The sequence below is a fragment of the Hyphomonadaceae bacterium BL14 genome (assembly GCA_027627705.1).
Lineage (GTDB): Bacteria > Pseudomonadota > Alphaproteobacteria > Caulobacterales > Maricaulaceae > Oceanicaulis.
The window spans coordinates 2,279,970-2,298,457 of sequence record CP091242.1 but is presented as its reverse complement, the minus strand read 5'-3'; the positions used below and the strand labels follow the sequence as shown (position 1 = coordinate 2,298,457).

The window sequence follows — 18,488 nt, the reverse complement described above, 5'->3', positions numbered from 1 at the left end:
TCCGGATGGTCTCTCACCTAAGGCTAGCGCCTAAAGGGAGGATGCGTCCATGACACAGGCCCGCTCATGCCTGCTCATAGGTTACGGGTATGTCGCCCGGGCCACAGCCGCGCGGCTGAACGCAGCGGGGTGGCGCGTGTCTGCGACCGCGCGCTCCGGGGAGGCTGCAGCACTGGTGGAGGCTGACGGTGTGGCGGTGGTGCGTGCCGATCCTGCCCTGCCAGCAGGATGCGCCGCGCTGCGCGCTTCCGTCGAGGCTCATGACGCGGCGATCTCCAGCGTTCCGCCGGGTCAAGGCGGCGATCCGGTCCTGCCGGCGCTGCTGGGGTTGGCGTCGGGCGGCACCTGGCTGGGTTATCTCTCGACCACCGGCGTGTATGGGGATCGTCAGGGCGGATGGGCGTTTGAGTGGGAAGCGCCGACGCCGGGCGAGCCACGCTCGATGGCCCGTGCGCATGCCGAGGCGGGCTGGCAGGCGCTCGGCGCACGGGTATTCCGCCTGGGCGGTATTTATGGGCCCGGACGCAGCGCGCTGGACCGGGTGCGTGCCGGAGAGCGGTCCGTCTGGGTGAAGCCGGGTCAGGTGTTCGGGCGCATTCACGTGGACGATATCGCGGCAGCGCTGGTCGCGGCGCTCGAGCAGCCGAATGCGCAGGGTGTGTTTAACCTGGTCGATGATTGGCCATCGGATCAGGCAGAGGTCGCTCACGGCGCGGCAGAGCTGTTAAACGAACGTCCGTTGAAAGAGCGTACGTTCGATCCTGGCGCTGTCAGCCCGATGCTCGCGAGCTTTTATCGTGAGTGCCGACGTGTTTCGAACGTTCGTGCGAAAGCGCTCCTGGGCTGGCGTCCGGCCTATCCGCACTGGAAAACCGGTCTAAAGGCGATTTTGACTGAAGAAAAGAAGAAATAAAATCAGTAGCTTGGAGATTTACCGTTGCAAAATCGCCGTTTTCAGCGCCTGAGCCCTATACCGGTGCGCTTGATGAGATTTCAGCGCCTCTGAGCGCCGCAATTTTCGGTATCAGTACGCACCTGAACTCACGCTGGCGGTGAGCCGACGGCAGACCTCGTCCAGCTGCTCCAATGTCGAGAAGTGAATCTGGACTGCACCGCGCTCGCCGCTATGTCGGATGTCAACGGTGAGACCAAGGTGCTCGGAGAGGTCGGCTTCCAGCGCGCGGGTGTCAGGATCCTTGGCGATCGACTTGCGTTCGGGGGCGGCCTTTCCCGCCGCGGGTTTTCCAACAGCGTCGCGTGCGAGCTGCTCGGCTGCCCGGACCGACAATCCGCCCTCGACAATGCGCCGGGCCAGCCCCTCGGGATCGGAGCTTGCCGCCACCGCCCGGGCATGACCCGCGGTCAGGGCGCCCGATTGCAACAGCTCCAGAACGGCACCCGGCAGTGCCAGCAGGCGCAGCATGTTCGCCACATGGGCACGTGATTTGCCGATGGCGCGGGCGACGTCTTCCTGGGTATGACCGAAGCGGTCTACCAGCTGGCGCAAGGCCTGAGCTTCTTCCACAGGATTAAGGTCGGCGCGCTGGACGTTCTCGACAATGGCGATTTCCAGCGTCTCGCGATCGGTAAGCTCGCGTATCACCACAGGCACATCATGCAGGCCGGCGCGCTGGGCGGCCCGCCAGCGGCGTTCACCGGCGACGATCTGGTAGCGCCCGTCATCGCCCGGCATGGGCCGCACCAGCAGGGGCTGCAACAGGCCCTGCCCGGCAATACTGCCGGCCAGCGCCTCGAGCTCGGCCTCGTCAAACTGCTTGCGCGGCTGGTCGGGATTGGGGCTCAGAAGCGCAACGGGCAACGTGCGTGGACCTGCGCCGCCGGCGCGTGTGGTCTCGGCTTCATCGGCGCGCAGGGCGTCGGCCTCTTCGCCCTCGCCCAACAAGGCAGACAGGCCGCGGCCGAGGCCGCGATTGCGCGGGCGATCGTCAGCGCCGCTCATGCCGGCGCCATCATGTCAGCGGCCCGGCGCTCCTGGCGGACCACTTCACGGGCGAGGCCCAGATAGGCCTGCGAGCCCGAGCAGGCGAGATCGTAGAGCAGGACCGGCTTGCCGAAGCTGGGGGCCTCCGAGACGCGGACATTGCGCGGTATGACCGTGTCATACACCTTGTCACCGAAATGCGTGCGGACATCGGCGGCGACCTGGGCGGAGAGGTTATTGCGCTTGTCATACATTGTCAGCACAACACCTTGAATTTCGAGGTCTTTATTGAGGTTGCCGCGGACCAGCTCAATGGTCCGCATGAGCTGGGTCAGACCTTCCAGCGCGAAGAATTCGCATTGCAGCGGCACCAGCACCGAATCTGCGGCGGTCATGGCGTTCACCGTCAGGAGATTGAGCGAGGGCGGGCAATCAATCAGCACGTAGTGACAGGTCTCCCCGCGCGCGCTCAGTGTGCGGCGGAAGCGGTCGATGGCGTGGCGCAAGCGGTAGGACCGGCGCGGCGCGCTGGCCAGCTCCAGCTCCACGCCCGACAGGTCGGCATCCGACGGGATCAGGGACAGACTGGGCACGCTGGTCTCGATCAGCGCCTCGTCCATGGGCCGCTCGGAGACCAGCACATCATAGGAGGTCGCCTTGCGCTGCGCGCGGGACACACCCAGTCCGGTGGAGGCATTGCCCTGGGGATCCAGATCAAGCACCACCACGCGCTGGCCGATGGCGGCGAGGGCCGTTGCCAGATTGATGGCGGTGGTGGTCTTGCCTACGCCCCCCTTCTGGTTGGCGATGGCGATGACTTTGGGCGGCGCGGCGCGGTCGGAGGACATGGGGCTAACTCCCTGATGGACAGGATGGCGGCATCGCGGGAGGTCCGGCTGGGTATGACCTCAAGATCAAACGTCCAGCTTTTCCGTGCCCGGGTCAATTCCTCGCGGTACTTTGCGCCCTTGGGGAGGAGGGCGCGCGCCCCCTTTTCCACAAAAGGATGCACATAGCCCAATAAAGTCTCCAGGGGGGCCATGGCCCGCGCCGTGACAACATCCACCGCGGGGACGTCAGCGAGGGTCTCGACCCGCACCGGCAGGACGGTCACGGGCGCGCCCGTGGACGCGGCGACGGCTTTGAGGAATTGCGCTTTCTTCTGGACCGATTCCACCAGTGTCACATGAGCGCCGGGCAAGCCCGACTGCATCAGCCCGTAGGCGATCGCGAAGCCCGGAAACCCGGCCCCGGCCCCCAGATCGGCCCAGCGGACGGCCTGCGGGGCCAGTTGATAGATCTGCCAGGAATCCAGCGCGTGGCGGAACCAGAAATCCTCCAGCGTGGACCGGCCCACCAGATTGGTGTGGGCGTTGGTCTCTGCCAGCAGATCGCGCCAGCGCTCGAACCGGGCGATTGTTTCACGTGAAACACCGGTTTCGGCGTGAAAGGCGGCAGCGTCATAGAGATCGGTCATGGCTCAGGCCGAGCGCCGGTCGGCGCGCTTGAGGTGGGCCAGCAATGCCGTGAGCGCGCCGGGCGTCACGCCCTCGATCCGCGCCGCCTGGCCCAGCGTGGCGGGCGAGGCCGCCACGAGCTTCTCGCGCACCTCGTTGGAGAGCCCGCCGACCGCCGTATAATCAAAGCCGGCCGGAATGCGCACGCCCTCATCGCGGCGGAAGGCGAGAATGTCGGCGTCCTGCCGGTCGAGATAGCCGTGATACACCGCATCAATCTCGATCTGCTCGGCGATGGGGGCGGGCAGGTCATGGAGCTGCGGCCAGACCTGAACCACATCGCCCCAGCGGATCGACGGATAGGACAACAGCTCCAGCAAATCCCGGCGCTTGCCGTCCTGATTGACCTTGAGCCCGGCGCGGGCCGCTTCGGCGGGCGTCAGGCTCAGCTCGCGGGCCAAGGCGCGGGCGCAGGCCAGCGCGTCGGACCGGGCGCGCCAGGATGTTTCACGTGAAACACTGGCCGCGCCCAGGGCGATCGCCTTGTCGGTCAGGCGCTGGTCGGCATTGTCGGCGCGCAGGGTGAGCCGGTATTCGGCGCGCGAGGTGAACATGCGATAGGGTTCGGTGACGCCGCGCGTGATCAGATCGTCGATCATCACGCCGATATAGGCTTCGGAGCGGTCCAGAATGAAGGGCGCGCTATCCGAGACGGCCAGCGCGGCGTTGAAGCCCGCCATCAGGCCTTGAGCCGCCGCTTCCTCATAGCCTGTCGTGCCGTTGATCTGGCCGGCCAGCCACAGGCGCGGCATGCGGCGCACTTCCAGCGTGGCGGACAGCTCGCGCGGATCCACATAATCATACTCGATGGCGTAGGCGTAGCGGCGCACTTTCGCGTGCTCCAGACCCGGAATGGTCTTCAGGAAGGCGTCCTGAACGTCCGCGGGCAGGGAGGTGGAGATGCCATTGGGATAGACCGTATCGTCATCCAGCCCCTCTGGCTCCAGAAACACCTGGTGCCCGGTGCGGTCGGCGAAGCGCACCACCTTGTCCTCAATGGACGGGCAATAGCGCGGACCCCGCCCCGCAATCGCGCCGCCATAAACCGCCGAGTGCTGCAGATTGGCGGCAATGATCGCGTGGGTCGCCTCTGTGGTGCGGGTGATGCCGCAGGCGATCTGGGGGACCGTGATTCTGTCTGTCAGGAAGGAGAACGGGACCGGCTCGGCATCCGCCGCCTGCATTTCCAGCGACGCCCAGTCAATGGTGCGGCCATCCAGGCGCGCCGGCGTGCCGGTTTTCAGCCGCCCCATGCGCACACCCAGCCCGTAGAGCCGGTCCGACAGGCCGATGGCCGGTGCCTCGCCATCGCGGCCCGCGGGAATGCGCTCGGCCCCGCGATGGATCACGCCCTTGAGGAACGTGCCGGTGGTTAGCACCACCGCGCCGGCGCGCCACTCGCGTCCCTGCGCATCAATGACCCCGGCGCATGCGCCGTCCTCGATGATCAGATCCTCGGCGGCCGCCTCGACGATGGCGAGGTTGGCGGTCTCGCGCAGCGCTGCCTGCATGGCTTCGCGGTAGAGTTTGCGGTCGGACTGGGTGCGGGGCCCCCGCACGGCGGGGCCCTTGGAGCGGTTGAGCATGCGGAACTGGATGCCCGACGCGTCCGCCACCCGCCCCATCAACCCGTCCAATGCGTCCACCTCGCGCACCAGATGACCCTTGCCGAGCCCGCCAATGGCCGGATTGCAGCTCATCTCGCCGATTGTGACGGCCTTGTGGGTGAGCAATAGCGTCGCCGCGCCCAGACGTGCGGAGGCACTCGCGGCCTCGCACCCGGCATGGCCGCCGCCGATGACGATGACATCCCAGGCGCGGGCCGGGACGGGGTTGAGGTCGAGGGTCATGGATAAAGGTCCGGTTCGCCAGTCCGGGCGCGTCTGCGGTCAGCGCGCCCGCCAGTGCCGCTCACATAGGCGATGATCGCGGCAGAGTCGAGGCGCCGGGCTTGGAGGGAGCCTTATTTGCCGATGCAGAACTGGCTGAACACGCGGTCCAGAACGTCCTCCACATCCACCCGGCCGGTCAGGCTCTCCAGCGCCCGCAAGGCCAGGTGCACATCGGCGGACGCCAGCTCAGGCCCGCGCGCGAGGCTGGCGCGCGCGCTGCGCAAATGGTCCAGCGCCCGGCTCACCCCTTCGCGATGACGGGCGCGCGACAGGGCGGGGGCTTCGCGATTGCCCAACCGGGCTTGCACCTCACGCTCCAGCCAGGCCTCCAGCTTGGTCAGCCCGTCTCCGGACGCGGCGGACATGGCGAACGCCACCACGCCGTCTGGCGCCGCGAGCTGGGGTTTGGCGAGATCGGTTTTGTTCAGCGCCAGCGCATCCCCGAACCTCAAATGCCCGGCGAGGGCGGCGAGGGATGTTTCACGTGAAACATCTACCACGCCGATGCGCAGATCGGCGTCCTCGGCGCGGGCCAGCGCCCGGCGCACGCCCTCGGCCTCTACCCGGTCGGCGGCCTCGCGCAGGCCGGCGGTGTCCGCCAGGATCACCGGGAAACCGGAAAGGACGAGGCGCACCTCCACCACATCGCGCGTGGTGCCGGGAATATCGGTGACGATGGCCGCATCGCGCCGGGCCAGCGCGTTCAAAAGCGAGGATTTACCGGCATTGGGCGCGCCGATCAGGGCGATGGCAAAGCCCTCGCGCACCCGCTCGCCGCGTCTCGCATCATCCAGATGAGCATCCAGCGCGGCGATCAGGTCATCCAGCGGCGCAGCCGCCGCGTCCGACAGGCTGTCGGGCACGTCGTCCTCGTCAGGAAAATCGATCTCGCCCTCAAGCGACGCCAGCACGGAAATCAGCTGTTCGCGCCAACCGTCATAGAGCGTGCGCAGGGCCCCGGTCATCTGGGCCAGAGCCTGGGCGCGCTGGCCTTCGGTCTCGGCGTCGATGAGGTCGGCGAGCCCTTCAGCCTCCGTCAGGTCCAGCTTGCCGCGCTCGAAGGCGCGGCGTGTGAAATCACCCGGCCCCGCCGGTGACAGGTCCAGCACCAGGAGCGCATTGGCCAGAGCGCCGATTACCGCTGGCCCGCCATGCACGTGCAGCTCGGCGCAATCCTCGCCGGTAAAGCTGGCCGGTCCCGGAAACCAGATTGCTAGGCCCTGATCGATCTCGCCGCCGTCCTCTGCGTGAAACCGGCGCAGGACGGCGCGGCGCGGTGCCGGCCGGGGCAGGCCGGTGAGGGCGTCCAAAGCCGGACCGGCATTGGGGCCGCTCAGGCGCATTACCGCCACCCCGGCCCGGCCGGGCGCGCTGGCCAGGGCAAAGATCGTCTCCCTCATGACGGGTTCAGCGCCCGGTGCCGCCGGCAGCCTTGCCCATCAGGTCCATGAACTGCTTTTGCCATTCGCCGCCAAATGTCATCCAGCCGCGCATCAGCGCCTCGGGCTCCAACGCCTCCATATTGGCGCTCATGCGCTTGCTCATTTCTTCCACGAGCTGCTCGTTAAGGGGCGTCACATCGGGCAGACCGAAGAAGGCGCGCGCCTCCTGCGGCGTGCAGTCGATTTCAACATTGACCTTCATGGGGGCCTCGCTTCACTGTCCGGGCTCCCAGCCCTATCATAGCCGACACACCGCTCAAAGCGATCGTGAAGGGAGCTTCCATGCCCGCCAAGGACATCACCATCACCGGCCCGGACGGGTCTTTCTCCGCCTACGCCGCCGGATCGGGTCCGGCCATTGTTGTGTTGCAGGAGATATTCGGCGTCAATCATGTGATGCGCGCCATCTGTGACGATCTCGCCGCCCAGGGCTGGCTGGCCCTCTGTCCGGACCTGTTCTGGCGGATCGAGCCGGGCATCCAGATCACCGACAAGACAGATGCGGAATGGAAGCAGGCCTTTGATCTTTTTGGAAAATTCGATGTGGACGCGAGCCTGAAAGACCTTGCTGCCACGATCGATCATGCGCGCCGTGCCGGCACCGGCAAGGTCGGCGCGCTCGGCTACTGCCTCGGCGGCCAGTTGGCCTATTTGACGGCCTGCCGCACCAATGCGGACGCGGCCGTGGGCTATTACGGCGTCAATATCCAGACCCGTCTGGACGAGGCGGCGCACATCACAAGCCCGCTCATGCTCCATGTGGCGGGCAAGGATGAATACGTGCCGCCCGAGGCCCAGGCGCAGATCCACGCCGCTCTGGATGATCATCCTCACGTCACGATCCATGACTATCCTGAACGCGATCATGCCTTTGCCCGGGTGGGCGGTGCGCATTATCACGCCGGCGACGCCGATCTCGCCAACACGCGCACCCGCGCCTTTTTCCAGACCCATCTGAAATGAGACCCATGACCCGCTTCCTCGTCTGTACCTCCAGCCTGCCATTCCTGGCTCTGCTCGCCGCATGCGGTCCCGAGGCGGCACCCCCGCCGGACGCGCCCCCGCCGCCGCCTCCGGCCATGGAGCAGCTGCAGGCGCCGGAAGAAGAGAGCCGGGCTGAAGCTGACCGCTGGCTGGCCGGCATTGATGTGGGGGCCTATCTCGATTGCGCCCGGGAGCAGGGCGTCACGCTGCTCAGCGCTCACCGCACCGGACCACGTCCGGGTTTTGCGGAGAATGATCATGAATCGGCGCTGCAATCAGCTGCCGACGGGGCGGTCTTCGTGGAATTCGATATCGGCCTCACCGCCGACGACCGTCTGGTGCTGATGCATGACCGCACCCTTGAGCGAACCACCACTGGCACCGGCCGCGTGGAAGACATGACGTTCGACGAGATCGCGGCCTTCCGCCTGGTGGATAATGACGGCAAGGCGCTGGACGGCAGAGCGGACGAATTTCAAGAATTCATGGCCGAGATCGATGGCCGGGCCATCGCGCAGCTCGACCTGAAGGGCTCGCTCACCCATGAGCGCCTGATGCAGGATGTGCGCGCGCTGGATGCGCTGGATCGTGTGCTGGTCATCACCTATCGCCTCGATCAGGCCATCGCGCTGCATGAGATGGCACCCGAAGTCATGATCTCGGCGGGCATCCGCTCGCTGGAGGACCTCGCCACGCTGGAAGAGGCCGGCGTGGATCTCACCCGGATTGTCGCCTGGCTGGGACTGGGCGAAGGCAATGCCGCGCTGGATGCGGCGCTGGCCGAAAAGGGCGTCGAGACCAGTTTCGGCAATTTCCGCGCCGAGCGCGAAGGTGCCGCCGATCACACCGTCTGGGCGCGAACCGGTGTGGAGGTCATCTCGGTGGACAATGTGCCAGCCGCCGCCGCCGCGCTCGACGCCCGCGCACGATCGCGCGCCCTTCTGGAGGCCTGTCCCGCCGCCCGGGGTGGACTCTGACGCGCCGCACGCCACTTAACACCATCAGAATATCCAAACAGGAGGGCCGATCCATGACCCGACACGATCTATTGCGCACCACGCTGGGGGCGCTGGCGTCCGCCGGCCTTGTCACGGCCGCGGCTTGCGGTGAGGCGAGCCAGACACCGGCCGGCGCGGCTGCCAGTTCAGCAGGCTTCGCGGCCAGCGCCGGGGCCGTTTCCAGCGATGATCACGGGCAGGCCGACTGGCGCATCACGCTGGCCCCGCTGCCCTATGCCTTTGATGCGCTGGCCCCTGTGATCGATGCCGAGACCATGGAGCTGCACCATGGCCGCCACCATCAGGCCTATGTGAACGGGCTCAATGCTGCTCTCGAAGCGCGGCCCGACCTGCAGGGCGTGGCCCTTGAAGACATTCTGGCGCAGGTTTCCGGCCTTCCGGGAGCGTTCCGCAATCATGGCGGCGGCCACTGGAACCATGATTTCTTCTGGACCTCGATGACCGCGCCGGGAACCGGCGGCGAACCGTCAGCGGAGCTGTCGGGTGCCATTGAAGAGGCTTTCGGCTCGCTCGACGCAATGAAGGACGCCTTCAACCGCGCCGGCGGCAGCCAGTTCGGATCCGGCTGGGCCTGGCTGATCGTCAATGACGCGGGCGCGCTGGAAGTCACTGCCACGCCCAATCAGGACAATCCGTTGATGGACGTGGCCCCGGTGCGCGGCACGCCGATCCTGGGCAATGATGTCTGGGAGCATGCGTACTACGTCCAGTACCGTAACCGGCGCGGCGATTATCTGAGCGCCTGGTGGGATGTGGTGGACTGGTCGGTGGCCAGCGAGCGCTACGCGGCCGCGGTTCAGGACTAGCGCCGGGACCTAGCGATTGCCTTGCGGCGCGGCGGCCAGGGCGAGGCGGGCGAGCAGATCGCCCACAATCGCCTCGGCTGGCGCGCCGGTGCGCTTGACCGCCCGCTCGGTCTCGAAGGCCCGCTGGCGCGCCTGGTCGAGACGGCGGCCGCGCCAGGCGCGCAGGCCCTGTTTGAACGCATCGGCGGGCGGCCCGAAGCGCGGCGCACCCGCGCGCATCATCGCCTGGGGGTCGCCGCCTGCGGCGTGTACCTGATCGAATTGATCGAGCCGCCGTTGAAGCGCGCGCAAGACGCCCACCGCTGACAGTCCGCCGCCCATGGCCCGCGCATAGGCGAGATCGGCCCGCGCGGCGTCGCCGCTCAGGGCTGCATCGAGGATCTGGTCCATGGCTGCGTCTGACCCCACCGCAGAAATGGCCGCGATGTCCTCACGGGTCACAGCGCTGTCCGCCTCGCCACGCTGCGCCTTCAGGCCCTTGTAAACAACAAGCTTTTCAATCTCGCCACGGGCCAGGGCCCGGTCGCCCTCGAGATAGGGTGCGAGCACGGCACGCGCATCCGGCTCCAGGCGCAGACCTTCTTCGGCTAGCATGGCATCGGCCAGCTGCAACAGATCGCGGGCCTCATCGGCATAGCAGGCAATGGCGTAGCTGGTGCGCCCGTCCTCGGCCGCCTTGCGCAGTTTTGATCCCTTTTTGAGATCGCCCGCCTCGATCACCAGGCGCGCTTCAGCCGGCGCGGCTCCTGAGTCCAGCTCGGCCAGAAATCCGGCGACCGCCGCCATATCGCCGGACAGGCGCAGGCGCACCAGCCGGTCCCCGCCGGTCAGGGAAAGGGCCGCCATGGCGTCAGCCAGGGCAGCTGGATCGGCTTTTAGATCATCGTCGGTGAGCCGGGTGACGCAGAACGGATCGTCCAGATCCGGAACCAGGGCCGCGGCCAGCTGGGTGGCGCGCTCGCGCACCAGACCGCCGTCAGGCCCATAGACCAGGAAGACCGTCCCGTCCGGCGCGGGCTTGGCGATCATGCGGTCGGCGTCGCGAGCCTGAACCTTCACGGTGTGGCCTTCATCACCGGTTTGAAGCGGGTGCGCGCCGCCGCAGCTCTACAGCCAGCGTCTGGGCCAGGCGTTCGGCAATTGCGCGCGCCGCGCGCGCTTCGGCATCGCTGCGCGCCGCAATCAGAGCAGCCGGGTCGCCGGGCGCATCAAACTGGACGGTTTCACTGATTCGGCCGCGTATGGGTGCCGCACCGTCGCGTTCCAGCGAATACCGGGTGACCGCTGTGAGGTTATAGCGCGAGGCCACACCACTGGCGGAAATGCCGATGGGGGCCTCCTGCGATGTGGTGGCAAGTGCAAGACGATAGGGGCTGTCCCCGTCTCCCAGGTGCCGGCGCAGCGCGGCGTCGACCAGATAGTCGATCCGGTCTTCACCCGACTGGATGGCAAGGCCGGGCAGCGCGGCGTACCCCGCACCGGCATAGAGTGGCTGGAAGCCGCATCCGCCTGCCGTTAGCAAGGCCAGCCCGGCAGCCAGGGCGGCACCAGAAGGCAGGAATCGGATCATGGATGCAGCCTCCGGCTCGCCGTCAGTTGGGAATATTCTGAATCCGCAGCTGCCGGGCCCGGGTCAGGATCGCGTTTTCCACCTGCAGGCGGGTCGCAGCGTCCACCGAAGCGTCGCGCCATTCGCCTTCATCTGCGCGCACCTGCTTGAACAGTTGCACACTCAGCGCGTCGGCGCGCAGGCGTGTATCCAGAATATACACCGTAGCGCGGAACCGCTCGGACGGCGCTTCGGGGATGGCATACCAGTCGGTAATGATGACGCCGCCGAACGGGTCGGCCTCGCTGACCGGCATGAAGTGCAGCACTTCAAGGCTCGCACGCCAGAGCAGGCTGTTCACACCGATTCCGGCCTCGCTGCCATCGGCATTGCTGGCCGCGCCGCGATTGAACAATCCGCCCAGAAAGCCTTGCTCTCCGGCAGACGCCGACTCGGCGGGGCGCTCGCGGGTGCCGCAGGCGGTGACGGTAAGGGCGCAAGCCAGCGCGGCGGCGGTGAGAGCAGGCAGGCGGGACAGGGTCATGCGGTGGCGTCTCCGGACAGGGCGCGGCCAAAAAAAACAGGTCTGATGCTGCAGGGTTATACCATGCTGGACGGGGCTGGCCAGCGCCGCGCGCGGGGGCTGCATACACTCGGGAACCGTGTCCTGGGCGCCACAGGATCCGCGCGTGCTCGCCTTCATCCCCGTGCACAGGCTTGACCAGCGCCTGCCAGGCTCTGCACAACTCTCGTCGCACGTCCGGGGGGACGGGGCTGAGCGGCGCGGACCGCGCGCACAGGGAAATCATGGCCCACCCGGCGCGGTCCGTGTACGTTTGCCGCTAAGCGGGCCTGACACCGCCAGACAGGCCCCCTCCGCCGCCCCTTAGCCGACCGGACCCCTTCATGACCCGATCCGCCCGCCTCGCCGCCGCCTGCAGCGCGGCGGTTTTGACGGCCCTGATTACGCCCGGCCTCCATGGTGCGGACTTGCCCGCAGGCCTTCAGGCGACGGCGCAGGCCGATGTGGATCTGGTGCTGGTGCCTGGCTCGGGCGCGCCGCGGCCGTCACCCTATGGCGCTGTGGCCCTGCGCTGGAGCGCGGACGCCGTGCGGCCCTCGGGCCTGCGGTGGGGGATCGATCTGGCGGGCGAAGCGGTCTCGGGCGATGGCCGCCGCGGTCTGGCACGCTCGCTCACTGATTGCTCAGCATGCCCCCGGGCGGCCGATGGCCGTGCTCTGTCCGGCCTGGTCACCGGTCTGTCCGGTCAAACGGGCAGCGCGCCTGCCAGCGGAGCGGCTGGCCTGTCTCAGGCCGCGGTCTGGGTGCAGACCGGCTTTGTGCGCATGCGCGCCGGGATTGCCGAAGGTGCGGCCGGGCAGGAACGCCCGGACCGGCCCGGTGCCGTGCGCACGCTGCGCGCCGATGGCGGGCTGATTGATCCAACAGGGTTGGCGCTTGTGGATACCGGGCTGTCTCTTGCCGGCCCCGCGCCCGGTGTGTCGATCCAGACCCGCCGCCTGATCGGCTTGCGCGCGACGGCCTCTTACACCCCGGATGCCGGCTGGCGCAGCGCCGGGCGGTCCCGGGCTGCGGGCCCGGACCGTGTGCGCGCCGATGTGCGCAATGTCTGGGCGCTGGCCGCGTCCTTCGACCGGCGCAGCCCGCAAAGCGGCGTGCGCTGGCGCGCCTATGCCGGCGCGGAAACCGGGCGCGCGGCCGGGCCGGATGCGGCCCTGCTGCGCGATCCCTGGGCCGTGTCGGCGCGGCTGGCGCGCTCTGAAGGCGATGTCTCGCTGGGGCTTGCCTGGCTCAAGACCAATGATGGGTTGGCGGGCGCAGATTACGAGGCGCTGAGCGCCTCGGCCTCGCTGGAACGCGGCGACTGGCTGTTCAGCGCCGAGGCGGGAACCGCGCGCGCCGGCCTGGCGCCCCGGGAGGGACGGAGCGTCCAGCTGTCCGCCTCGCGCCTTGTCGGTGATCATGCGGTCATCGGACTGGCCGCCAGCCTGGCCGACGAAGCAGGCCCCGGCTTGCAAGACCGGCACCGCGCGCGGCTTGCCTTGGAGGCAGGGTTGCGTTTTTGACACGGTCCGCCGGGACTCGGCGCGTGCTGCAGCGGGTTATGCTTACATCGTGAAACCCGATGCGATATAGATCATTGATCCAAGCGCCGTGTGCGCCAAGCAATCAAGGGCTGGAGCCCGGTCCGTCATGTCTATGGCACGACCTGTTTTGCTGAGTGTCTGCGCCGCCGCCCTGCTTTGGGCGGCGCCGTCGGCCCATGCCTTTGAGGATCAGGGCGGCGTCCGCCTGTCCCTGTCGGGCCTGGCCTCTCCGAACAGCGTGCGCCTGGCGCCGGACCTCTCGCGCCAGTCCGGCGAACAAGCCAATCTGCAGCGCCTGATCGACGCGGCCGCCCCGGCGACGGGTGCGGATATCGACACCGATGTGTTCGAAGCCCTGCGCGCCGCCGCTGCCGCATCCGAGGCAGCGCGCGAGGCGCAAGAGCGCGCGTCCGAGCTGACGCCCGCGACCGGCCTCGACGATACAGGCTCGGCCTCGGCTCTGCCCTGGTATCAGCGCTTCACCCTCGCGCCGGCGGAAACCCGCTCGGTCTGGGGTAATCGTTCGGTGCAGGAATTCCAGATCCAGGCGGGTGCGCGCTGGGGTGTCACGCTGGGCTATGCCGACAGCGAGCGGCGCCAGCAGAGTTTCGGCCTTGAAGATTTCTCCGCCGGTGCCTTTTTCAGCCTGTCCGACCGGGTGCGTCTGGGCGGCCAGGTGCGCTTCACCTCCCCCGAAGACGAGATTTTCGGTGAAGAGGGCGATGAGCGCCGCCCGGAAATCCGCTTTGAGTCGGCATTCCGGTTCTAGATTTCAGTTTTTGATGGGTTGATTGAGCCGCGCGCCCTCTGGCGTGCGCCTGAAAACGGTTGCGTGCCGGACAACTTGGCCACGATATTCACCCGCTTGACTCATATGTTCGGTCGCGTTGAAATCCGGGTTTGCAAAAGACACGCGCCAAGCCTGTAGCGGCGCGGGCAATCAGCATGAAGTTTGCCCCTTTCCAACCGTTCCAAGGCGTGAGGACAGCCATGCGCCGCTCACACGGTCCGACCATCGCTGATGCCCTGCCAGCGCTATGGCGCGCCGTGTTCGCAGGCCGGTTCTGGGTGACGGTCGCGATGGTGTTCGCCATCGCCTACGCCGCCGGATCGGACCGCGCCCGCCTGCACAACCAGCAAGACCGGGCGGCCGCGTCTGAGCAAACCGGCCAGCCGCCTCACATTCGTGACGCAGGACCGGCGGCAGCCCCTTAGCTGTCGAGGAAGCTGCGCAGTTTGCGTGACCGGCTCGGGTGTTTCAGCTTGCGCAGGGCCTTGGCTTCGATCTGGCGGATCCGTTCGCGGGTCACGCTGAACTGCTGGCCCACTTCTTCCAGCGTGTGGTCGGTGTTCATGCCGATGCCAAAGCGCATGCGCAGCACGCGCTCTTCACGCGGGGTCAGGCTGGCGAGCACCAGCGTGGTGGTTTCACGCAAGTTGGAGTGGATCGCCGCATCGATGGGCAGGACCGCGTTCTTGTCCTCGATGAAGTCGCCCAGATGGCTGTCTTCCTCGTCGCCGATGGGCGTTTCAAGGCTGATCGGCTCCTTGGCGATCTTCATCACCTTGCGCACTTTTTCCAGGGGCATGGAGAGCTTTTCGGCCAGTTCCTCCGGGGTCGGCTCGCGGCCGATCTCGTGGAGCATCTGGCGGCTGGTGCGCACGATCTTGTTGATCGTCTCGATCATGTGCACCGGAATGCGGATGGTGCGCGCCTGATCGGCGATGGACCGCGTGATGGCCTGCCGGATCCACCAGGTGGCATAGGTGGAGAATTTATAGCCGCGGCGGTATTCGAATTTATCCACCGCCTTCATCAGGCCGATATTGCCCTCCTGGATCAGATCCAGGAATTGCAGGCCGCGATTGGTGTATTTCTTCGCAATCGAGATCACCAGGCGCAGATTGGCCTCGACCATCTCCTTCTTGGCGATGCGCGCCTCGCGCGCGCCTTTCTGGACAGTCGCGACGATGCGGCGGAAATCATCCACCGGCACGCCTGATTCCTGCGCCAGCGACGAGATTTCGTCGCGGATGGCGCCGGCTTCGCTCGCTTCGCGCTGGATGAAGCGCGTCCAGGCCGCAGAGCGGCCATTGGCATCGTCCAGCCAGGCCGGGTCCAGCTCGTGGCCCTGATACACCGCCAGGAAGTCACCGCGCGGCACGCCATGGGCTTCGGCCATGCGCAACAGCTTGCCTTCCAGGCCCACCAGGCGCTTGTTGATCGCGTCCAGCTGTTCGACCAGTGCCTCGATGCGCGCATTGTTCAAATGCAGAGAGTTGAGATTGGCCACGATGCGCTCGAACACGCCGTCATAGGTCTCGCGATCCTTGGCCGACAGATCCTTGCCGGCGACACGCAGGGCAACGAGCTTGTCCTGAAGGCGGCGGAAGGCGTCGAAATCCACTGCGATGGCGTCCAGGGTGACCATCACGCCGTCGCGCAGCTCGGCCTCCATGGCGGCCAGCGACATGTTGGCGCCGTCATCCTCATCGTCGTCGTCTGTGCTTTCGCGACCGGTCTTCTCGCCGTCGCCGTCGCCGTCGTCTTCGCTCGCGCTGTCGTCACCGGCCTTCTTGGCCTCGGCGGTGCGGGCCTCGCCGGCCGGCTTTGCGCTGGCGGCGTCATCGCCGTCGCTGTCAGCGTCCTCGTCGTCATCAGCCGCTTCGGCGGCGGCGGCTTCACCGCGAATGCCGCCCAGTGTGGCATCCAGATCGATGATGTCGCGCAGCAGCACCTGACCGGACTGCAGCTCGTCGCGCCAGACCATGATGGCTTCAAATGTCAGCGGGCTTTCACACAGCCCGCGGATCATCGCATTGCGGCCGGCCTCGATGCGCTTGGCGATGGCGATTTCGCCCTCGCGCGACAACAGCTCCACCGTGCCCATCTCGCGCAAATACATGCGCACCGGGTCATCGGTGCGGTCCTGGGCGGATGTGGTGTTCTGACCGGCGACTTCCGACTTGGCCTTCTTGGCGACGGCGCGCGGGCGGGACTCGTCGTCGTCGTCCTCGGCCTCTTCGGGCGCCGCTTCATCGGTTTCCACGTCGTCTTCGGAATCCACCACCGTAATGCCCATTTCCGAGAGCTGAGCGAGGATATCCTCGATCTGCTCGGAGCTGAACTCTTCGCTGGGCAGGACCTTGTTCAGCTCGTCATGGGTGACATAGCCGCGCTTGCGCGCCGCCTTGATCATCGCCTTGACGGTGGAATCGGTCAGATCCAGCAGCGGCCCGTCCTGGGTCTCGGCGGGGGCGTCAGGCGTCTCGGCAGCGGCTTTCGTCATGCGGGGGTCGGGCTCCCAATGGGCGGCTTTATAAGCGCGGCGTGAGGCGCGCTAACGCGTTTTGCCCCGCCGCAAGGCGGCGAGGCACGATTTGAAGGCGTCAGGGTCGCCGCTGTTGAAGGCGTCCTCGATGCGGGCGCGATCCTCGGCTTTGCGGACTACGAATGCAACTTGCTCCATATAGGAAGCCGAAAGCCTGCGCCAAGCCTCAAGACGGTCATCGGCGCTGGCGTCCTCTCCCCCAAGACCGGCCCGGGCCGCGGCCCGGTCGGCAGACAGACGGGCCAGCGCACCGGAAAACCCGCGCGCTGCCAGCCTCGTGGCCAATCCCTCTTCCGGCTCGAACGCCGGATCGAGGCAGGCGTCTAGAACTGCATCGCGCAGGCTGTCAAGCGGCCCGAAAGGCAATTCGGCCAAAGTCTCGGCCTCGGCGGCAGCGATCTGCGGGTATTCGACGGCCCCGGCCAGCAGCTGGCGCGCCATGGGCGCAGCGCGTTCGGAGTCCGCCATACGTGCCGAATTCACCACATCCTGACCCGGTGCGGGCGGCGGCTCAAAGCGTCCAGACCGCCGGTCGGTCCGGGCAGTTTGGCGGGGCGCGCGGGCGAACAGGGTGTTGACGCGGGCGTCGAACTCGGCGCGGTACTCCGCGCGCATATCCGGATCGGTGATCCGCGCGGTGAGCTCGCGCAGCCGTTTGCGGAAGGCCGCGCGCCGATCAGGATCGTCCAGCGGGCCGGCATTCAGTTCGCGCTCCCACAACACATCGATCAGCGGGCGGGGCTGGGATACCGCGTCGCGCAGCGCGCTGGCCCCCTTGTCGCGCAACAGATCATCGGGGTCAGCCCCGTCGGGCAGAAAGACAAAGCGCAGTGTCTTGCCCGGCGCGATCAGCGGCAGCGCGCGTTCAGCCGCCAGCGCGGCGGCGCGCTGGCCCGCCCCGTCGCCATCCAGACAGATCACAGGCTCGCCGCCGGCGCGCCAGAGCAGCGCCATCTGGTTTTCCGTCAGTGCTGTGCCGAGCGGTGCCACGGCATGGCTCAGGCCGGCGCGGGCAAATGCGATCACGTCCATATAGCCTTCCGCCACGATCAGGCCCGAGGCGCCGGACTTGGGATCGCTGGCAGCGGCCCGTGCTTCGGGATAGCGGTAGAGGGTCGAGCCCTTGTGAAACAGCGCCGTCTCGGGCGAGTTGAGGTATTTCGCACGCTGGTCCCTGGACAGGGCGCGCGCCCCGAACGCCACCATGCGCCCGCGCGGATCGCGGATGGCAAACGTGATCCGCCCGCGGAACCGGTCATAAGCCTCGCCGCCATCGTCCGGCTCGATCACCAGGCCGGCCTCGGCCAGATCGCGCACGCTGGCCCCTTTCTGCATCAGGGCCTGGGTCAGGCCCCGGCGGGATTCAGGGGCAAAGCCCAGCTCGAACCGGGCGAAATCGGCCGCTTTCAGGCCCCGGCCTTCCAGATAGGCGCGCGCTGCAGACCCGGTTGGCGAAGCCAGCTGGCGGGCAAACCATTCCTGGGCGGCTTCATTCCAGTCCAGCGTGCGCTGGCGGCGGGCCTCGCGCTCGGGGTCAGCGGGCTCGGACCTGGGCACGTCCAGCCCGGCCTCCTGAGCCAGCGTTTCAACCGCTTCCATGAAGCTCAGGCCTTGGGTTTTTTGCAGCCAGGTGAAGATGTCGCCATGCTCCTGACTGGCGAAGCAATGGTAGAATCCCTTGTCATCATTGACGAAAAACGACGCAGTGCGCTCTTTCTTGAACGGGGACAGACCTGCAAATTCGCGCCCCTGACGCTTGAGCGCCACCGTCCGCCCGATCAGTTCGGACGGGCGAATGCGCGCCTTGATCTCGTCAATGAAGCCGTCGGGTATCGCCATACTGTATGCTGCCGCTCCCGCATGATCGCGGACTTTAGCGCGCTTGGTGCCAGAACG

The 18,488-nt window shown here is 67.2% G+C and carries 18 protein-coding genes; 7 read left to right on the top strand and 11 right to left on the bottom strand.

All coding sequences use genetic code 11. The features are described from left to right. The first annotated feature begins 49 nt into the window (after nucleotides 1-49). Nucleotides 50-913, top strand: coding sequence for an SDR family NAD(P)-dependent oxidoreductase (locus tag L2D00_11170; protein WBQ12404.1), 864 nt, complete (start codon nucleotides 50-52; stop codon nucleotides 911-913). Nucleotides 914-1,024: 111 nt separating this feature from the next. On the opposite strand, the gene L2D00_11165 is transcribed toward L2D00_11170, so the two are convergent. The 6 genes from L2D00_11165 to L2D00_11140 form a co-directional block, all read right to left on the bottom strand. Continuing rightward, nucleotides 1,025-1,960 (bottom strand): ParB/RepB/Spo0J family partition protein, encoded by a 936-nt coding sequence (locus L2D00_11165; GenBank protein WBQ12403.1) that lies wholly within the window; start codon nucleotides 1,958-1,960, stop codon nucleotides 1,025-1,027. Continuing rightward, complete coding sequence (locus tag L2D00_11160; GenBank protein ID WBQ12402.1) at nucleotides 1,957-2,790, bottom strand: AAA family ATPase; 834 nt, start codon at nucleotides 2,788-2,790, stop codon at nucleotides 1,957-1,959. The genes L2D00_11165 and L2D00_11160 overlap by 4 nt, the downstream gene beginning before the upstream one ends. Then, a complete protein-coding gene (gene rsmG / locus L2D00_11155; protein ID WBQ12401.1) occupies nucleotides 2,727-3,419 on the bottom strand; it encodes a 16S rRNA (guanine(527)-N(7))-methyltransferase RsmG in 693 nt (230 codons plus the stop codon). Before rsmG ends, L2D00_11160 begins: the two co-directional genes overlap by 64 nt. Nucleotides 3,420-3,422: 3 nt before the next feature. Continuing rightward, nucleotides 3,423-5,309, bottom strand: a complete 1,887-nt coding sequence (gene mnmG, locus L2D00_11150) for a tRNA uridine-5-carboxymethylaminomethyl(34) synthesis enzyme MnmG (protein ID WBQ12400.1) — start codon at nucleotides 5,307-5,309, stop codon at nucleotides 3,423-3,425. Nucleotides 5,310-5,422: 113 nt separating this feature from the next. Beyond that, nucleotides 5,423-6,751, bottom strand: coding sequence for a tRNA uridine-5-carboxymethylaminomethyl(34) synthesis GTPase MnmE (gene mnmE / locus L2D00_11145; GenBank protein WBQ12399.1), 1,329 nt, complete (start codon nucleotides 6,749-6,751; stop codon nucleotides 5,423-5,425). Nucleotides 6,752-6,758: 7 nt separating this feature from the next. Further along, nucleotides 6,759-6,995 (bottom strand): DUF6489 family protein, encoded by a 237-nt coding sequence (locus L2D00_11140; protein ID WBQ12398.1) that lies wholly within the window; start codon nucleotides 6,993-6,995, stop codon nucleotides 6,759-6,761. Between the two features lie 80 nt (nucleotides 6,996-7,075). Between L2D00_11140 and L2D00_11135 the strand changes: the two genes are divergently transcribed. The 3 genes from L2D00_11135 to L2D00_11125 all read left to right on the top strand — a co-directional run bounded on the left by L2D00_11135 (nucleotide 7,076) and on the right by L2D00_11125 (nucleotide 9,602). Beyond that, nucleotides 7,076-7,756: a dienelactone hydrolase family protein gene (locus tag L2D00_11135; GenBank protein ID WBQ12397.1), complete on the top strand. Its 681-nt coding sequence runs from the start codon at nucleotides 7,076-7,078 to the stop codon at nucleotides 7,754-7,756. Nucleotides 7,757-7,761: 5 nt separating this feature from the next. After that, entirely contained in the window at nucleotides 7,762-8,754 is a 993-nt protein-coding gene (locus tag L2D00_11130; protein ID WBQ12396.1) for a glycerophosphodiester phosphodiesterase family protein, read from the top strand. A gap of 233 nt (nucleotides 8,755-8,987) precedes the next feature. After that, nucleotides 8,988-9,602, top strand: a complete 615-nt coding sequence (locus tag L2D00_11125) for a superoxide dismutase (GenBank protein ID WBQ14507.1) — start codon at nucleotides 8,988-8,990, stop codon at nucleotides 9,600-9,602. Nucleotides 9,603-9,611: 9 nt separating this feature from the next. On the opposite strand, the gene holA is transcribed toward L2D00_11125, so the two are convergent. Genes holA through L2D00_11110 form a run of 3 tightly spaced genes read right to left on the bottom strand, consistent with a single transcriptional unit; the run spans nucleotide 9,612 to nucleotide 11,695 of the window. After that, nucleotides 9,612-10,661: a DNA polymerase III subunit delta gene (holA, locus tag L2D00_11120; GenBank protein WBQ12395.1), complete on the bottom strand. Its 1,050-nt coding sequence runs from the start codon at nucleotides 10,659-10,661 to the stop codon at nucleotides 9,612-9,614. Between the two features lie 13 nt (nucleotides 10,662-10,674). After that, nucleotides 10,675-11,172 carry an LPS assembly lipoprotein LptE gene (gene lptE, locus L2D00_11115; GenBank protein ID WBQ12394.1) on the bottom strand — a complete coding sequence of 166 codons (498 nt, stop codon included), beginning with the start codon at nucleotides 11,170-11,172 and terminating at the stop codon, nucleotides 10,675-10,677. 22 nt (nucleotides 11,173-11,194) lie between these two features. Next, nucleotides 11,195-11,695: a DUF3576 domain-containing protein gene (locus L2D00_11110; protein WBQ12393.1), complete on the bottom strand. Its 501-nt coding sequence runs from the start codon at nucleotides 11,693-11,695 to the stop codon at nucleotides 11,195-11,197. Between the two features lie 362 nt (nucleotides 11,696-12,057). On the opposite strand from L2D00_11110, the gene L2D00_11105 reads away from it, so the two are divergent. The 3 genes from L2D00_11105 (at nucleotide 12,058) to L2D00_11095 (ending at nucleotide 14,475) form a co-directional block, all read left to right on the top strand. After that, nucleotides 12,058-13,239 carry a porin gene (locus tag L2D00_11105; protein WBQ12392.1) on the top strand — a complete coding sequence of 394 codons (1,182 nt, stop codon included), beginning with the start codon at nucleotides 12,058-12,060 and terminating at the stop codon, nucleotides 13,237-13,239. Between the two features lie 127 nt (nucleotides 13,240-13,366). Beyond that, nucleotides 13,367-14,029, top strand: a complete 663-nt coding sequence (locus L2D00_11100; GenBank protein ID WBQ12391.1) for a hypothetical protein — start codon at nucleotides 13,367-13,369, stop codon at nucleotides 14,027-14,029. Between the two features lie 221 nt (nucleotides 14,030-14,250). Next, nucleotides 14,251-14,475 carry a hypothetical protein gene (locus L2D00_11095; protein ID WBQ12390.1) on the top strand — a complete coding sequence of 75 codons (225 nt, stop codon included), beginning with the start codon at nucleotides 14,251-14,253 and terminating at the stop codon, nucleotides 14,473-14,475. On the opposite strand, the gene rpoD is transcribed toward L2D00_11095, so the two are convergent. Continuing rightward, the gene (rpoD, locus tag L2D00_11090) at nucleotides 14,472-16,550 is read right to left on the bottom strand and encodes an RNA polymerase sigma factor RpoD (GenBank protein ID WBQ12389.1); all 2,079 of its coding nucleotides are present in this window, start codon (nucleotides 16,548-16,550) and stop codon (nucleotides 14,472-14,474) included. The genes L2D00_11095 and rpoD overlap by 4 nt on opposite strands. 51 nt (nucleotides 16,551-16,601) lie before the next feature. After that, the gene (gene dnaG, locus L2D00_11085; protein ID WBQ12388.1) at nucleotides 16,602-18,431 is read right to left on the bottom strand and encodes a DNA primase; all 1,830 of its coding nucleotides are present in this window, start codon (nucleotides 18,429-18,431) and stop codon (nucleotides 16,602-16,604) included. Nucleotides 18,432-18,488 lie beyond the last annotated feature (57 nt).

Bases quoted from the DNA above. Each gene is read 5' to 3' on its own strand.
- L2D00_11170 (WBQ12404.1), top strand. From the start codon at position 50: ATGACACAGGCCCGCTCATGCCTGCTCATAGGTTACGGGTATGTCGCC.
- L2D00_11165 (WBQ12403.1), bottom strand. From the start codon at position 1,960: ATGAGCGGCGCTGACGATCGCCCGCGCAATCGCGGCCTCGGCCGCGGC.
- L2D00_11160 (WBQ12402.1), bottom strand. From the start codon at position 2,790: ATGTCCTCCGACCGCGCCGCGCCGCCCAAAGTCATCGCCATCGCCAAC.
- rsmG (WBQ12401.1), bottom strand. From the start codon at position 3,419: ATGACCGATCTCTATGACGCTGCCGCCTTTCACGCCGAAACCGGTGTT.
- mnmG (WBQ12400.1), bottom strand. From the start codon at position 5,309: ATGACCCTCGACCTCAACCCCGTCCCGGCCCGCGCCTGGGATGTCATC.
- mnmE (WBQ12399.1), bottom strand. From the start codon at position 6,751: ATGAGGGAGACGATCTTTGCCCTGGCCAGCGCGCCCGGCCGGGCCGGG.
- L2D00_11140 (WBQ12398.1), bottom strand. From the start codon at position 6,995: ATGAAGGTCAATGTTGAAATCGACTGCACGCCGCAGGAGGCGCGCGCC.
- L2D00_11135 (WBQ12397.1), top strand. From the start codon at position 7,076: ATGCCCGCCAAGGACATCACCATCACCGGCCCGGACGGGTCTTTCTCC.
- L2D00_11130 (WBQ12396.1), top strand. From the start codon at position 7,762: ATGACCCGCTTCCTCGTCTGTACCTCCAGCCTGCCATTCCTGGCTCTG.
- lptE (WBQ12394.1), bottom strand. From the start codon at position 11,172: ATGATCCGATTCCTGCCTTCTGGTGCCGCCCTGGCTGCCGGGCTGGCC.
- L2D00_11110 (WBQ12393.1), bottom strand. From the start codon at position 11,695: ATGACCCTGTCCCGCCTGCCTGCTCTCACCGCCGCCGCGCTGGCTTGC.
- L2D00_11105 (WBQ12392.1), top strand. From the start codon at position 12,058: ATGACCCGATCCGCCCGCCTCGCCGCCGCCTGCAGCGCGGCGGTTTTG.
- L2D00_11100 (WBQ12391.1), top strand. From the start codon at position 13,367: ATGTCTATGGCACGACCTGTTTTGCTGAGTGTCTGCGCCGCCGCCCTG.
- L2D00_11095 (WBQ12390.1), top strand. From the start codon at position 14,251: ATGCGCCGCTCACACGGTCCGACCATCGCTGATGCCCTGCCAGCGCTA.
- rpoD (WBQ12389.1), bottom strand. From the start codon at position 16,550: ATGACGAAAGCCGCTGCCGAGACGCCTGACGCCCCCGCCGAGACCCAG.
- dnaG (WBQ12388.1), bottom strand. From the start codon at position 18,431: ATGGCGATACCCGACGGCTTCATTGACGAGATCAAGGCGCGCATTCGC.